This window comes from Kitasatospora sp. NPDC059577, assembly GCF_042735475.1.
Classification (GTDB): Bacteria; Actinomycetota; Actinomycetes; order Streptomycetales; family Streptomycetaceae; genus Kitasatospora.
The window spans coordinates 107,189-122,274 of the sequence record NZ_JBHWBZ010000014.1; the positions used below are offsets into that span (position 1 = coordinate 107,189).

General features: G+C 72.7%; 12 protein-coding genes. 6 read left to right on the plus strand and 6 right to left on the minus strand.

What is annotated here, in order from left to right:
* Positions 1–83: 83 nt before the first annotated feature.
* The gene (gene miaB, locus ACFV0O_RS14655; protein ID WP_380341115.1) at positions 84–1,586 is read right to left on the minus strand and encodes a tRNA (N6-isopentenyl adenosine(37)-C2)-methylthiotransferase MiaB; all 1,503 of its coding nucleotides are present in this window, start codon (positions 1,584–1,586) and stop codon (positions 84–86) included.
* Between the two features lie 186 nt (positions 1,587–1,772).
* On the opposite strand from miaB, the gene ACFV0O_RS14660 reads away from it, so the two are divergent.
* Complete coding sequence (locus ACFV0O_RS14660) at positions 1,773–2,792, plus strand: TAXI family TRAP transporter solute-binding subunit (RefSeq protein ID WP_380341118.1); 1,020 nt, start codon at positions 1,773–1,775, stop codon at positions 2,790–2,792.
* A 63-nt stretch (positions 2,793–2,855) separates the two neighbouring features.
* Here the strand turns inward: ACFV0O_RS14660 and ACFV0O_RS14665 are convergent, their stop codons facing one another.
* A complete protein-coding gene (locus ACFV0O_RS14665) occupies positions 2,856–4,280 on the minus strand; it encodes a sensor histidine kinase (protein WP_380341121.1) in 1,425 nt (474 codons plus the stop codon).
* Positions 4,281–4,286: 6 nt separating this feature from the next.
* On the minus strand, positions 4,287–5,045 hold the full coding sequence (locus ACFV0O_RS14670) for a response regulator transcription factor (protein WP_360258434.1): 759 nt from the start codon (positions 5,043–5,045) through the stop codon (positions 4,287–4,289).
* Between the two features lie 392 nt (positions 5,046–5,437).
* Between ACFV0O_RS14670 and ACFV0O_RS14675 the strand changes: the two genes are divergently transcribed.
* The 5 genes from ACFV0O_RS14675 (at position 5,438) to ACFV0O_RS14695 (ending at position 10,702) form a co-directional block, all read left to right on the plus strand.
* Positions 5,438–6,211, plus strand: a complete 774-nt coding sequence (locus ACFV0O_RS14675; protein ID WP_380341124.1) for an amino acid ABC transporter ATP-binding protein — start codon at positions 5,438–5,440, stop codon at positions 6,209–6,211.
* 119 nt (positions 6,212–6,330) lie between these two features.
* Entirely contained in the window at positions 6,331–7,230 is a 900-nt protein-coding gene (locus ACFV0O_RS14680) for a glutamate ABC transporter substrate-binding protein (RefSeq protein ID WP_380341126.1), read from the plus strand.
* A gap of 78 nt (positions 7,231–7,308) precedes the next feature.
* Complete coding sequence (locus ACFV0O_RS14685; RefSeq protein WP_360258442.1) at positions 7,309–7,959, plus strand: amino acid ABC transporter permease; 651 nt, start codon at positions 7,309–7,311, stop codon at positions 7,957–7,959.
* Complete coding sequence (locus ACFV0O_RS14690; RefSeq protein ID WP_380341130.1) at positions 7,956–8,804, plus strand: amino acid ABC transporter permease; 849 nt, start codon at positions 7,956–7,958, stop codon at positions 8,802–8,804. The genes ACFV0O_RS14685 and ACFV0O_RS14690 overlap by 4 nt, the downstream gene beginning before the upstream one ends.
* A gap of 122 nt (positions 8,805–8,926) precedes the next feature.
* The gene (locus tag ACFV0O_RS14695; RefSeq protein ID WP_380341133.1) at positions 8,927–10,702 is read left to right on the plus strand and encodes an FAD-dependent monooxygenase; all 1,776 of its coding nucleotides are present in this window, start codon (positions 8,927–8,929) and stop codon (positions 10,700–10,702) included.
* A 258-nt stretch (positions 10,703–10,960) separates the two neighbouring features.
* Here ACFV0O_RS14695 and rny read toward each other — a convergent pair whose 3' ends face one another.
* The 3 genes from rny to recA form a co-directional block, all read right to left on the minus strand.
* A complete protein-coding gene (gene rny / locus ACFV0O_RS14700) occupies positions 10,961–12,430 on the minus strand; it encodes a ribonuclease Y (protein ID WP_380341135.1) in 1,470 nt (489 codons plus the stop codon).
* A 131-nt stretch (positions 12,431–12,561) separates the two neighbouring features.
* Positions 12,562–13,701: a recombination regulator RecX gene (recX, locus tag ACFV0O_RS14705; protein ID WP_380341138.1), complete on the minus strand. Its 1,140-nt coding sequence runs from the start codon at positions 13,699–13,701 to the stop codon at positions 12,562–12,564.
* A 4-nt stretch (positions 13,702–13,705) separates the two neighbouring features.
* On the minus strand, positions 13,706–14,824 hold the full coding sequence (gene recA / locus ACFV0O_RS14710) for a recombinase RecA (protein WP_360258450.1): 1,119 nt from the start codon (positions 14,822–14,824) through the stop codon (positions 13,706–13,708).
* Positions 14,825–15,086 lie beyond the last annotated feature (262 nt).

Genomic DNA, 15,086 nt, shown 5'->3' on the forward strand with positions numbered 1-15,086 from the left:
CGTGGGTGATCCAGCGCCGGCGGCCGCCGGGGGGGCGGGGGGGCGCGGTTGGGACCCCGCGGCCGGTCCCCGGGGCGCGTGCGTCAGTCGCCGCAGCAGGCCCCGCCCGCGGGCGCGGCGAGCGGCAGCGCGGCCGGGACGCCGATGGACGGCAGGCCGAGCATCACGCCGGCCGGCTTGTCGGCGGGCTTCGCCTGGCGCCTCTCCCAGGCGTCACCGGCCCGGGTGCGGCGCACCGCGAGCGCCGGGCCCTCGGCGAGCAGGTGGTGCGGGGCGGCGTAGGTGATCTCGACGGTCACCGTGTCGCCCGGGCGCACCGGCTCGTCCGGCTTGGTGAAGTGCACCAGGCGGTTGTCGGGGGCGCGGCCGGAGAGCCGGTGGGTCCGGTCGTCCTTCTTGCCCTCGCCCTCGGCGACGAGGATCTCCAGGGTGCGGCCGACCTGCTTCTTGTTCTCCTCCCAGGAGATCTCCTCCTGGAGGGCGATCAGCCGGTCGTAGCGGGCCTGGACGACCTCCTTGGGGACCTGGTCCGTCATCTCCGCCGCCGGGGTCCCGGGGCGCTTGGAGTACTGGAAGGTGAAGGCGTTGGTGAAGCGGGCCTCGCGGACGACGTGCATCGTCTCCTCGAAGTCCTCCTCGGTCTCACCGGGGAAGCCGACGATGATGTCGGTGGAGATCGCCGCGTCGGGCATCGCCTCGCGGACCTTCCGGATGATGCCGAGGAAGCGGTCCTGCCGGTAGGAGCGGCGCATCGCCTTGAGCACCCGGTCGGAGCCGGACTGCAGCGGCATGTGCAGCTGGTGCATCACGGTCGGGGTCTCGGCCATCGCGGCGATCACGTCGTCGGTGAAGTCGCGCGGGTGCGGCGAGGTGAAGCGGATCCGCTCCAGGCCCTCGATCTGGCCGGCGGCGCGCAGCAGCTTGGAGAAGGCCTCGCGGTCGCCCAGGTCGGAGCCGTAGGCGTTGACGTTCTGGCCGAGCAGGGTCACCTCGATGACGCCCTCGTCCACCAGCGCCTCGATCTCGGCGAGGACGTCGCCGGGACGGCGGTCCTCCTCCTTGCCGCGCAGTGCGGGGACGATGCAGAAGGTGCAGGTGTTGTTGCAGCCGACCGAGATGGAGACCCAGGCGGCGTACGCCGAGTCGCGGCGGGTCGGCAGCGTGGAGGGGAAGGTCTCCAGCGACTCCAGGATCTCGACCTGGGCCTTGCGCTCGATCGCGGCCCGCTCCAGCAGGGCCGGCAGGTGCCCGATGTTGTGGGTGCCGAACACCACGTCGACCCAGGGGGCGCGCTTGACGATGGTGTCGCGGTCCTTCTGGGCCAGGCAGCCGCCGACGGCGATCTGCATGCCCTTGTGGCGGGTCTTGACCGGCGCCAGCTGGCCGAGGTTGCCGTACAGCTTGTTGTCGGCGTTCTCGCGCACCGCGCAGGTGTTGAACACCACCAGGTCCGGGTCGCCCTCGGGCCCGGCCTTGACGTAGCCCGCCTCCTCCAGCAGCCCGGACAGCCGCTCGGAGTCGTGGACGTTCATCTGACAGCCGTGCGTGACGACCTTGTAGCTCTTCAATCCGCTCTCACCGCTCACCAGACCAGGGTACGGGCAGCCGCGAAGGGCTTTTCCCGGAGCTTCCCGGTCCCGTTCCCGGAAGCCCCGGAGCCCTGTTCCCCGGGGCCTCCCCGTCCCGTTCCCGGATCTTCCCCGTCCCTTTCACAGGACTTTCCCCGTCCCGTTCCACTCCCGTTCGGCCGGAGCGCCTGGCAGTATCCCAGCATGACCCCCACCAACCCGTCCCGTCTCGGTGCCGCCGTCCGCACCGCGGCCCGCAGCCCGCTGTGGCGGACGGTGCTGGTGCTGGTGCTGCTGGTCGCCGGCTTCGGCGGCTGGTGGCTGTCGGCGGGCCGCTCGCCCGGGTACCCGCGGGGCGAGGTCCGCTTCGCCACCGGGGTGCAGCGCGGCGTCTACGACCGGTACGGGCAGCTGCTGCAGACGCACGTCTCCCGGACGATGCCCGGGGTGCGGCTGGCCCTGGACAACACCGAGGGCTCGATAGACAACCTGACCCGGGTGATCACCGGCCGGGACACCTTCGCGATCGCCACCGCCGACGCGGTCGCCGACTACCAGGGGCCCGGCAAGGACCGGCTGAGGGCGATCGCCCGGCTCTACGACGACTACCTGCAGCTGGTGGTGCCGGCCTCGTCCACGGTGCGCCGCACCGCCGACCTCAAGGGCCTGCGGGTCGGCGTCGGCCTGCCGCAGTCCGGGGTGAACCTGGTGACCAAGCGACTGCTGGGCGCGGCCGGGCTGGACCCGGACCGCGACATCGTCCCGGTCCCGGCCGGTGTCGGCGACGCCGCCGACGAACTGCGCGCCGGCCGGCTGGACGCCTTCTTCTGGTCCGGCGGTCTGCCGACCAGTGCGCTCACCGACCTCTCCGACCACGTCCCGATCCGGATCGTGCCGCTGGGCGACCTGTCCGAGGCCCTGCACAAGGCCGAGGGCGGCGGCACCGACGCCTACCGGGCGGCCACCATGCCCAAGGGCACCTACCCGAACGCCGAGCCGAAGGACGCGGTCGCCACGGTGGCCGTGCCCAACCTGCTGATCACCCGGGACGACGTGGACCCGGAGCTGGTCGAGGGCATGACCCGCGCGGTGATCGACAGCCGCGACCAGATCGGCGCCCAGGTGCACGCCGCCCAGCTGGTCGACCTGCGCACCGCCGTCTACACCGACCCGCTGCCGCTGCACACGGGCGCGGCGCGCTACTACCGCTCGGTGAAGCCGTAGGGCCCCGCCCCGGGACCCGCCCCGGGACCCGTCCCGGGGGCGACCCCGACGGGCCCGCCCCCGTCAGCTCTCCGGCCGCGGCACCGCCAGCGTCACCGCGAGCCCGGTCGGCTTGACCGGCGCGAAGCCGAGCGAGCCGCCGCCGGCCGCCAGCAGGGTGCGGGCGATGGACAGGCCCAGGCCGGAGCCGTCCACGTTCTGGTGCCGCGGGCTGCGCCAGAACCGGTCGCCGGCCCGGGACAGTTCGTCCTCGGTGAGGCCGGGCCCGGCGTCGACGACGGTCACCGCGACCTCGTCCCGGCGCACCGCGACCCGCAGCCGCACCTCACTGCCGGCCGGGCTGAACTTGAGCGCGTTGTCCACCACGGCGTCCAGCGCCGAGCCGAAGCCGATCGGGTCGGCCATGCCGACCGCCAGCGCCGGTCCGTCCCAGCGCAGCCTGATCCCGCGCTGTTCGGCGACCGGCCGCCACGCGTCCACCCGGGCCAGGGTGAGTTCGGCGAGGTCGGTGCGCTCCGGTTCCGGGCGGGCGTGCTCGGCGGTGGCCAGCCCGAGCAGGTCGTCCAGCACCCGGGCGAGCCGGACGCCCTCCTCCCGGACGCCGCTGAGCTCCTCCTCGTGGCCCTCGGGGAGTTCCAGGCCGAGCACCTCGACCCGCAGCAGCAGGGCCGAGAGGGGGTTGCGCAGCTGGTGCGAGGCGTCCGCGACGAAGGACTTCTGCTGGTCCATGGCGAGCACCACGTGGTCCGCCATCTCGTTGAAGGAGCGCGCCAGCCGCTGCAGTTCGGGCGGTCCGCCGCCGGGGGCGACCCGGGCGGCCATCCGGCCGGTGGCGATGTCGTGGGTGGCCCGGTCCAGGGTGCGCACCGGGCGCAGCACCCATTCGGTGAGCCGGACGGCCAGCAGCACGGCGACGATCATCGCGGCGGCCTCGCCGGCGACCAGTACCAGCCACTTGTGCATCACCCGGGTGCGCAGCGCCCCGGTCGGGGACTCGCTCAGCACCACCGCGACCACGTCGCCGTCGCGCACCACCGGGGCGGCGACGGTGATCGTCCGGTCCGGTGTCCACGGCCAGACCTGCGGCGGGTTGTGGCTGCGCCGCCCGTCCAGCGCCTCCTGGAACGCCTGGGCGCCCCAACCGCCGACCGGCACCCGCCAGTCGGCGGGCGCGGCGGCGATCGGCAGGCCGTCGCGCTGGAAGATGGCCAGGCGGACGCCGTACAGGTCGTAGTAGCGGCGGACCTCGGCGTCGATCGAGTGCTGTCGGCTGAGGTCGCCGGGGGCGGGCCCCGGGTCGCCCTTGCGCGCGGAGTCGGCGGCGCCGGAGGTGGGCAGGTCCTGGGCGAAGCGCGCGGCGTCGTCGAGCCGGTCGACGACGACCTTGGTCTGTTCGGCCGCCGCGACCGCCGCCGCGAGCGGCAGCCCCAGGGCGGCCAGGACGCAGAGCATGAGGGCGATCAGGATGCCGAGCAGGCGGGTGCGCACGTGCGGTCAGTGCTCCGCGGGGGCGTTCGGGGCCTGGTCCGCCGCGGCGGGCGCCGGGGACTCGGGGATCAGGCGGTAGCCGACGCCGCGGACGGCCTCGACCAGGCCGGGCAGCGCGAGCTTGTTGCGCAGCGAGCCGATGTGCACCTCCAGGGTGCGCCCGTTGCCCTCCCAGCCGCTGCGCCAGACCTCGCTGAAGATCTGCTCGCGCCGGTAGACCACGCCCGGGCTCTGCGCGAGCAGGGCGAGCAGGTCGAACTCCTTGCGGGTGAGCGGCACGTCGCGGCCGTCCACGCTGACCCGGCGGCGCTCCCGGTCGATCCGGATGCCGCGGGACTCCAGCGGGCCGCGCTGCTGGGGCACGGCGTCGGGCGCGGGCGCCGACGCCGAGGAGGGGGCGGCGCCGCGGCGGGCCACCGCGTGGATGCGGGCGAGCAGCTCGCCCATGTCGTACGGCTTGGTGACGTAGTCGTCGGCACCGAGGTTGAGGCCGTGGATCCGGGAGCGGACGTCGGCGCGGGCGGTGACCATGATCACCGGCACGCCGCTGCCGGCCCTGATCCGGCTGCACACCTCGAAGCCGTCCCGGTCGGGCAGCCCGAGGTCGAGCAGCACCACCCGGTACGGCTCGTTGCCGTCCGGCACCAGGGCGTCCAGCGCCTCGTGCCCGCTGCGGGCGTGCCGGACCTGGAAGCCGTGCCGGCCCAGCACCGCGACCAGCGCGGCGGCCACGCGTTCGTCGTCCTCGACGAGCAGCAGTCGCATCCTGTTCTCCTCCTTCCCCCACGTGATCACCGGTGATCGCCGGACCGATCGGTCTGGTCCCGGTCCTGCGCAGTATGGGCCAGCGAACGGCGCGACGCCAGGTTCGGCCGAGCACCGGGCTCGTGGGGGACGGGGAGCACCGGTACGGATTCCCGCTGTGACATGCCCCGTCGGCGCCCTTGCGAACAGTACGCGCCCGGCGTGTGGCCGTTTCGTGATCCTCAAGTTCCGCTCAGATCGGCTGACGGCGCGCGGTCACGGCTCCTATGGTCGGCCCACCGGGGGCTGTGGCTCCGCCGGTCGCGGCTCCCGGATTCGCACCACCATTGCCTCCCAAGGGAGTTGAGAACTTCTCGGGCAGGCACGATCCGATAACAGAGGGAGCAGGCGCGATGACCGAGAGCCCGGTCCAGGACTCCACCCCCGCAGCCGCCCCGCTGGTCGTGCTGAGCAACGTCAACAAGCACTACGGCGCACTGCACGTACTGCAGGACATCGACCTCCGGATCGCCCAGGGCGAAGTGGTCGTGCTGATCGGCCCGTCCGGCTCGGGCAAGTCCACGCTCTGCCGGACGATCAACCGACTGGAGACGATCGACTCCGGCGAGATCACCATCGACGGCCGGCCGCTGCCCGCCGAGGGCAGGGAACTGGCCCGGCTGCGCGCCGAGGTCGGCATGGTGTTCCAGAGCTTCAACCTGTTCGCGCACAAGACCGTGCTGGAGAACGTGGTCATCGGCCAGGTCAAGGTGCGCAAGGTGCCCCGCCCGAAGGCCGAGAAGACCGCCCGGGAGCTGCTGGACCGCGTCGGCGTCGGCGCGCAGGCCGACAAGTTCCCGGCCCAGCTCTCCGGCGGCCAGCAGCAGCGGGTCGCGATCGCCCGGGCGCTGGCGATGAAGCCCAAGGTGATGCTCTTCGACGAGCCCACCTCGGCGCTCGACCCGGAGATGGTCAACGAGGTGCTGGAGGTCATGCGCCGGCTGGCCGCGGACGGCATGACGATGGTCGTGGTCACCCACGAGATGGGCTTCGCCCGGTCTGCCGCCAACCGCGTGCTGTTCATGGCCGACGGCAAGATCGTCGAGCAGAACACCCCGGACGCCTTCTTCACCGCGCCGCGCTCGGACCGCGCCAAGGACTTCCTCTCGAAGATCCTCCACCACTGACGTTCCGCGACCACGCGGGGCAACCTCCGGCAACGGTGCCGATCCGCCCTGCCCGTGCACGACTTCCAGACGCCAGAGCCCGGTTGAAACCGCGGCCCAGCCCCAGGAGAACAACCCTCATGAGGACTTCCCGCACTCTCGCCGTCGCCCTCTGTGCCGTCGCGCTCACCGCGACCGCCGCCTGCGGCAAGGACGGCACCCCCGGCGCCGCCGCCAGCGCGAGCGACGCCCCCAAGCTCCCGACCTACACGGTCAAGACCGACGCCAAGATCGACTCGCCGATCGTCGCCGAGGCCAAGAAGCGCGGCCAGCTGATCATCGGCGCCAAGGCCGACCAGCCGAACCTCGGCTGGGAGGACGTCGCCAGCGGCGACCGCAGCGGCTTCGACATCGAGATCGCCAAGATGATCGCCGCCGACCTCGGCTTCACCCCGCAGCAGATCAAGTGGCAGACCCTGGTCTCCTCGCAGCGCGAGCCCGCCATCGACAAGGGCCAGATCGACTTCTACGTCGGCACCTACAGCATCAACGACGAGCGCAAGAAGACGGTCTCCTTCGCCGGCCCGTACTACATCGCCGGCCAGGACCTGCTGGTGAAGCAGGACAACACCTCGATCACCGGCCCGGAGAGCGTGACCGGCAAGAACGTCTGCACGGCCACCGGCTCGACCTCGATCAAGAACATCCAGCAGTACAACCCGAAGATCACGCAGTTCGACACCTACTCGGCCTGCGTCGAGAAGCTCCTCTCCGGCGAGGTCGACGCCGTCACCACCGACGACGCCATCCTCAAGGGCTACGCCTCCAAGTACAACGGCAAGCTCAAGGTCGTCGGCAAGCCGTTCACCAAGGAGAACTACGGCGTCGGCCTCAAGAAGGACGACGCGGTGCTGCGCAACGCCATCAGCGACGCCCTCAAGGCCCACGAGGACAACGGCGACTGGAAGAAGGCCTACGACGCGACCCTGGCCGCCTCCGGCTCCGCGGCCCCGGACGTCCCGGCCCTCGACCGCTACTGATCAGAGCGCCGACCGACACCTTCTGATCGACATTCCCTGATCGACATTCCCGACCCTGATTGAGAGGAGGGCCGCCGGATGGGGTTCCTGTTCGAGGACGACAACTTCGCGTTGTTCCGAGACGGCTTCCTGCAGACGATCGAGCTGAGCGCCCTCAGCGCCCTGCTCGCCCTGCTGCTGGGCACCCTGCTGGCGGCCTTCCGGGTCTCCCCGGTGCCGGTCCTGCGCGCTTTCGGCACCACCTGGGTGACGCTCTTCCGCAACACCCCGCTGACGCTGCTGTTCTTCGCCGTCACCTTCGGCCTGCCGCCGCTCGGCGTGCACTTCAGCCACCTGGTGTTCGCGGTGCTGGCGCTCGGCGGGTACACCGCCTCGTTCGTCTGCGAGGTGATCCGCTCCGGCATCAACACCGTGCCGCTCGGCCAGGCGGAGGCCGCCCGCAGCCTCGGCATGACCTTCGGCCAGACCCTCACCATGGTCGTCCTGCCGCAGGCCGCCCGGACCGTCCTGGCCCCGATGAGCAGCGTGTTCATCGCGCTGCCGAGGAACTCGGCGATCGCCGGCGCGTTCAGCGTCCCCGAGCTGTACAGCGCCCAGCAGACCTTCTCCGAGCGCGGCTACTCGATCTTCGCGATCTTCTTCTGGGTGGCCTGCGCCTACCTGCTGATCAGCGCGACGGTCGCCACGCTCTTCCGCTTCCTGGAATCCCGACTGGCGGTGGCCCGATGACCATCTTCAACCGCCCCGCGGCGGCCAGTGTCCTCTACGACACCCCCGGCCCCAGGGCCCGCGCCCGCTACCGCCTGTTCGGCGTCCTCTCCCTGATCGGCGTCGCCGGTCTCCTCTGGTACGTCGTCACCGCGCTCGCCGACAACGGCCAGTTCGACGCCGGCATGTGGGACGCGTTCCAGTACAACACCGTCCAGCAGCGCATCCTGGACGGCCTGCTGTCCACCCTGGAGGCCTTCGGCCTGGCGGCACTGTTCTCGCTGACCCTCGGCGCGCTGCTGGCCGCCGGCCAGCTCTCCGACCGCAGGCCGGTCCGCTGGCTCTGCGTCAGCATCGTCCAGTTCTTCCGGGCGATGCCGCTGCTGATCCTGATCGTCGCGCTCTACTACGCCTTCTTCGCCAAGGATCCGATGTGGGCCCTGGTGCTGGGGCTCACCCTCTACAACGGCTCGGTCCAGGCGGAGATCATCCGCAGCGGCGTCAACGCCGTCCCGCGCGGCCAGGCCGAGGCGGCGTACGGGCTCGGCATGCGCAAGACCCAGGTGATGATGTCCATCCTGGTGCCGCAGGCCGTCCGCTCGATGCTGCCTTCGATGATCGGCCAGCTGGTCGTCACCCTCAAGGACACCTCGCTCGGCTTCGTCATCACCTACCATGAGCTGCTGTTCGTCGGAAAGGCGATCGCCAGCCAGCCGATCAACGCCGCCGGTTTCCCCTACATCCCCGTGGTGCTCGTGATCGGCCCGATCTACATCGCCATGTGCCTGCTGCTGACCGCGCTCGCGCGCTGGATCGAGGCACGCGGCCGTCGCGGCGCGAACCGGCGCACTTCAGCTGCTGCTTGACGCACACGCAGGTGAACTGTTGCATTGCTCTTCGTGACACCTCCCGGGAGCATCCACGCGGCATATGCGGCAGCGGTAACTGACGCCGGCCCATCGGCCGGTTCGTGCCCGGAGGTCCCCTCATGGACCCGGTGATCGTGGTCGGGGCCGGACCGGTCGGTCTGGCCCTGGCCCTCGCCCTGGCCCGGCACGAGGTCCCGACCGTCGTCCTGGACGAGGGATCCGGGCTCTGCCCCGAAGGCCCCCGCAGCCTCGTCATCGGCGCCGACACCGCCGCCTTCCTGACCCGGATCGGCTACCCCCGGGCCGTCTCCGACTCCGCCCTGTGGGACTCCTTCACCATCTGGCGGCGCCGCCAGGAAGTACTGCGGCTCGACCTCACCGACTCGCCCACCTTCCACCTCCCCCAGCACCGCCTCCAGCGCGGCCTGCGCGACGCCCTGACCGGCACCCCGCTGATCAGACTGGTCCCGCTCCACCGGGTCGTCGAACTCGAACAGGACCGGGACGGCGTCAGCATCCGCACCACCGGCACCCAGAGCGGTGCCGGCACCTGGTGGCGCGGCAGCCACCTGGTCGGCTGCGACGGCGCGAGATCCACCGTCCGCAAACTCCTGAAGATCCGCTTCCCCGGCCGCCCTGCGGTCGACCGCAACGCCATCGCCACCGTCCGGGTCGACCTGCCCTTCGACGGCGCCCGGCTGCACCGCGAGCCCCCCTGGCGCGGCGACCGCGAGGCCTCCGCCCGTCCGCTGCCGGACGGCGTCTGGCGGCTCGACTGGCGGCTGCCCCCGGGCCGCCCCGCCGCCACCGAGACGGTCGACCCGCACGCCACCTGGCCCGGCATCGTCACCGGCGACACCCTGCTCACCCGGGTCACCTCCACCCTCACCGGCTGGTGCGGCGAACTCCCCCGCTTCGACCTGCTCGCCGCCGCCGACCACACCGCCCAGCAGCGCCTCGCCGCCCGGTTCCGGATCGGCCGCTGCTTCCTGGCCGGCGACGCCGCCCACCTGCACGGTGCACTCGGCATGCAGAACCTCACGGACGGGCTGCGCGACGCCGACAACCTTGCCTGGCGGCTCGCCCTCGCCTGGCACCTCCACTCCGGCGGCCCCCAGCCCGGCGGCTCGCTGCTGGACGGCTACGAGGCCGAACGGCGCGGCGCGGTCGGCGCACGGCTCCGCGCCGTCGACCAGTCCATGCCACTGCTGCGCCCGCTCCGCGGCTGGCAGCAGACCCGCCGCTCACTCCTGGTCGGCGGCTTCCGCAAGCACGCCCCGCTGCTGGCCGACGGCCAGCTCGGCACCGGCCGCTTCGGCGGCGCCCCCGCCTACCCGGCGGCGCCCTCCGGCGTCCCCGGCCGGGTCCCGGTCCAGCGCGGCGCGCGCGGCACCACCTCGCTCAGCGAACTGCTGCCCGCCACCGCCCCGGGCGTGCTCGTCCCGGACCTGCCGGTGCTCGCCGCCGACGGCTCCCCCGACCACCTGCACGCCCGGCTCGGCGCCACCTTCCTGCTGCTGCTCGTCGCGCCCGGCACCGCCGTCTGGTCCTCCGAGCACTGGCTCGGCGCCGGCCTGATGCCGCGGCTCGCCGAGGTCGCCGCCGCCCTGCCGGTCCCCGCCGAGGTCCTGGTCACCGAGGACTACCCGGGTGCCGGCCCGCACACCGTCCTGCTGATCCGCCCCGACGGCCACCTGGTCGGCGTCACCCAGGGCGCCGTCGCCGAGGACCTCCTCGCCCTCGCCGACCGTGCCCGCGGCGGCCCGGCCGCCCTCGCCCCGGCCCCGGAACCCGAGCCCGTGTCGGAGTCCGATCCCGAATCCGAGCCCGAGTCCGAGGACGGCTCCCGGCACGCCGGCCGGAACGCGCCGCAGCAGGTCGACTCCCCCAGCTAGGCCACATCCCCGGAGCGCCCCCCGGCCCGGCCTCGGCGGTCCGAAGGGCCAGGGCCTGTCCGGCGGCTCTTGCCCGGCAGGCCCTCGAATCCGTCGTCAAGCCCCCGTCGTCCGCCCGAGGGCGGGCGGGGCGGCGCCGGCGTGCGTGCCTCGCGAGGCGGAGGACGGGGCCGGCCGAAGGCCGGGGTGGCGGTACCTCCCGGCCGAAGACCGGGGTGGGGGAGCGTCACCTCGCGGACGCGGACTCGACGACGGACCCTAGCCCGCCACCGCCGTGGCCCGGCTCTCGCGGACCACGGTCACCCGGATCTGCCCCGGGTAGGTCAGTTCAGCGGAGACCTGCCGGGCGACCTCGCGGGCGATCAGCTCCGCGCCGACGTCGTCCACCGCGTCCGGGCGGACCATCACCCGGACTTCCCGGCCGGCCTGCATCGCGTAGACGTCGGCGACGCCCTCGTGCGAGCGCGCGATCTCCTCCAGCCTCGCCAGCCTGCGGACGTACAGCTCCAGCGACTCCTTGCGCGCTCCGGGACGGCCGCCCGAGCAGGCGTCCGCGGCCTGGGTGAGCACGGCCGTCACGGTGTCCGGCTCCACCTCGTTGTGGTGGGCGGCGATCGCGTGCACCACCTCCGGGGATTCGCCGTACCGCCGGGCGAGTTCGGCGCCGACCGCCGCGTGGCTGCCCTCGACCTCGTGGGTGAGCGCCTTGCCGATGTCGTGCAGCAGCGCGGCGCGGCGCACCGGCTCCGGGTCCACCCCGAGTTCGGCGGCCATCATCCCGGCGAGGTGCGCGGACTCCAGCAGGTGGCCGAGCACGTTCTGCCCGTACGAGACCCGGTAACGCAACGAGCCCAGGGTGCGGACGAGTTCGGGGTGCATCGCACCGACCCGGGCGTCCAGCAGGGCGTCCTCACCGGCCCGGACGCAGCGCTGTTCGACCTCGGCGCGGCTGCGCTCGTGGAGCTGTTCGATCCGGGGCGGGTGGATCCGGCCGTCCTCGACCAGCTGCTCCAGGGTGAGCCGGGCGGTCTCCCGGCGGACCGGGTCGAAGCAGGACAGCTGCACCGACTCCGGGGTGTCGTCGACGATCAGGTTCACCCCGGTGACCGCCTCGAAGGCCCGGATGTTGCGGCCCTCGCGGCCGATGATCCGGCCCTTCATGTCCTCGTTCGGCAGTCGGAGGACGGTGACGGCGGTCTCGGCGGTCTGCTCCGCCGCCAGCCGCTGGATGGCCCCGGCGAGGATGGACCGGGCCCGGTGCTCGCCCTCCTCCTTGGCCTCGCGCTCGATCTCCCGGACGGTGACGGCGGCCTCCAGCCGGGCCGAGGCCTCGGCCGCGCGCAGGACTTCGGCGCGGGCCTGCTCGGCGGAGAGCCTGGCGGCCCGCTCCAGGGCGGCCGCCCGGCGGGTGACCAGTTCCTCGGCCTCGCCCCGGGAGCGCTCCAACGCGGCCGAGCCCTGGGCCAGTTCGTCCTCACGGCGGCGGAGTCTGCGCAGTTCCCCGGCCAACTGCTCCTCACGGTAGGCGAGTTCGGCGCGCTGCCGGGCGGTCTGTTCCTCGGCCTGCCGCCGGGCCTGTTCGACCTCGGCCGACGCACGGGTCCGGGCCGCCCGGATCCGTCCGAGCACCAGTCCGGCGAGCACCCCGAGCACCAGCAGGAGAACGGCCGTCGCACCGGCGATCGGCAGCAGCGAGCCGCTCGGTCCGGCGCCCGCCGAGATCGTCATGCCGCCCACTCCCCGTCGACTGCGCGGGCCGCCGTCCGGAGGCGCCCGGGCGCTGAAGGCGAGGCTAGGTGGGGGTCACGAAACGGTCAAGACTTGACCTGGTCCACACCAAGAAGCCCACGAAACCGGCACTACTCCCACGCGGTTTCCGACGGTTCCCCCGTCTCCTCGTCCAGGGCGGCGCGCACCACCCGGAACGCCAGCCCCTCCGAGTAGCCGCGCCGGGCCAGCATCCCGACCAGCCGCCGGGTGCGGACCTGCCGGTCCAGCCCCCGGGTGGACCGCAGCTTGCGCTCGACCAGCGCCCGCGCCGCGTCCGACTCGTCGTCGTGGTCGACCTGGGCGACGGCCTGCTCGACGAGGTCGGCGGCCACTCCCTTGGTCCGCAGTTCCTGGGCCAGCGCCCGCCGGGACAGGCCGCGGACGGCGTGCCGGGACTCCACCCAGGCCGTCGCGAAGGACGCGTCGTCGATCAGCCCGACCTCTTCGAGCCGGGTGAGCACCTCGTCGGCGACCTCGTCCGGGATCTCCCGCTTGCGCAGGGCGTCGGCGAGTTGCTTGCGGGTCTTGGCGGCGCCGGTCAGCAGCCGCAGGCAGATGTCCCGGGCGCGGGTCTCCGGATCGACCGACTCCTCGGCCTGCTTCTTCCGGGACCTGCGGCCGGCGCTGTCGTCCGTGTCGAAGGGCCCCGCACCGGAGCGCTCCTCACGGGAGAACCGCTCGCCCGACAGGCCCTCCTCCGACAGGCCCTCGCCCGACTGACCCTCGGCGGAACGTCCGCGCCGGGTGCGGCTCCGGCGCGCGCCGGAGCGGGGGGTCGAGGCGGCCACACCCCCGTGACCGGCCGCCTCGGCCTCGCCCCAGCCGTGCGCCGTCGCCGGAAGGGGAGCCGACGGGGAGGCCTGCAGGGAGTCGGTCAGGCCCGCTCCCGGCTCCTCGGCTGCCAGGGCCGAGCGCCGACGGCGCCGGCCGGTCGGCAGCTCGGAGGCGGAGACCAGTCCGAGCGCCTCGGCCGAGGCTTCCGCCGGTCCCGATCCGGGCGCCGCGCCGCGCACCGCCCGGACCGGGGCCCGGTCGAACTCCGGCTCCCGGCCGGATGTCCTCTGCGCGGTGGACGGGCGCTCCCGGCGCCCCCGGCCGGAGCGCGACGGCGCGGGAGGCTCCGGCGCGTGCTCCGGCTCCTCCGCGACCGCGGCGAACCAGTCCGGCGGCCCGTGGTCGTCGTCCTCCGGGCCTGCCGGGCCGCCGCCCACCGTGTCGTGCTGCGTCAACGGCTCAGGCCTTGGCCGCCGCCGTCTTCTTCGCCGCGGCCGTCTTGGCGACGGTCGCGGTGATCGGCTTCGCGGCGCCGTCGGCGGCGGCGGCGGTGTCCGCCTCGCCCTGGGCCGGCTCCTCGGTCTTCGGGCCGATGCCGAGCTTGCCCTTGATCTTCCGCTCGATCTCGTCGGCGAGCTGCGGGTTGTCCCGCAGGAAGTTGCGGGCGTTCTCCTTGCCCTGGCCGAGCTGGTCGCCCTCGTAGGTGTACCAGGCACCCGACTTGCGGATGAAGCCGTGCTCGACGCCCATGTCGATCAGGCCGCCCTCGCGGCTGATGCCGATGCCGTAGAGGATGTCGAACTCGGCCTGCTTGAACGGCGCGGCGACCTTGTTCTTGACCACCTTGACGCGGGTGCGGTTGCCGACCGCCTCGGTGCCGTCCTTCAGGGTCTCGATCCGGCGGATGTCCAGTCGGACCGAGGCGTAGAACTTCAGCGCCCGGCCACCGGTCGTGGTCTCCGGCGAACCGAACATCACGCCGATCTTCTCGCGCAGCTGGTTGATGAAGATCGCGGTGGTGTTCGACTGGTTCAGCGCACCGGCGATCTTGCGCAGCGCCTGGCTCATCAGACGGGCCTGCAGACCGACGTGCGAGTCACCCATCTCGCCCTCGATCTCGGCGCGCGGGACGAGCGCCGCGACCGAGTCGATGATCACCAGGTCGATCGCGCCGGAGCGGATCAGCATGTCGGTGATCTCCAGGGCCTGCTCACCGGTGTCCGGCTGGCTGACCAGCAGGGCGTCGGTGTCCACGCCGAGCTTCTTGGCGTACTCCGGGTCGAGCGCGTGCTCCGCGTCGACGAAGGCGACCGTGCCGCCGGCCCGCTGGGCGTTGGCCGCCAGGTGCAGGGTCAGCGTGGTCTTGCCGGAGGACTCGGGGCCGTAGATCTCGATCACTCGGCCGCGCGGGATGCCGCCGACCCCGAGGGCGACGTCCAGGGCGGTCGACCCGGTGGAGATCACCTCGACGGGCTCGTTGGCCTTCTCGCCGAGGCGCATCACCGAGCCCTTGCCGAACTGCCGCTCGATCTGGGCGAGCGCGGTCTCCAGGGCCTTCTCGCGGTCCGTACCTGCCATGACTTTTTCCCTCGGGTTCTGTGCTGTGCGCTTCATCGTCATCGACGCTAGCGCGTCCCACTGACAAACGAGCCCCACCAGGCTCGCCCTGTGGAAAACTCTTCGCCGGAGAGTACAAAGAACATTTGTTCGATTCAAGCCTCGCACGTCCGGGCGTCGCCCCGGGTCAAGACCCAGGGAGGAGACCCCAGGCGAACTAACCAGACCCACCACAACACAAACTCAATAGCCAAGAAGCCAACACAAGAAGAACCCCACAGGA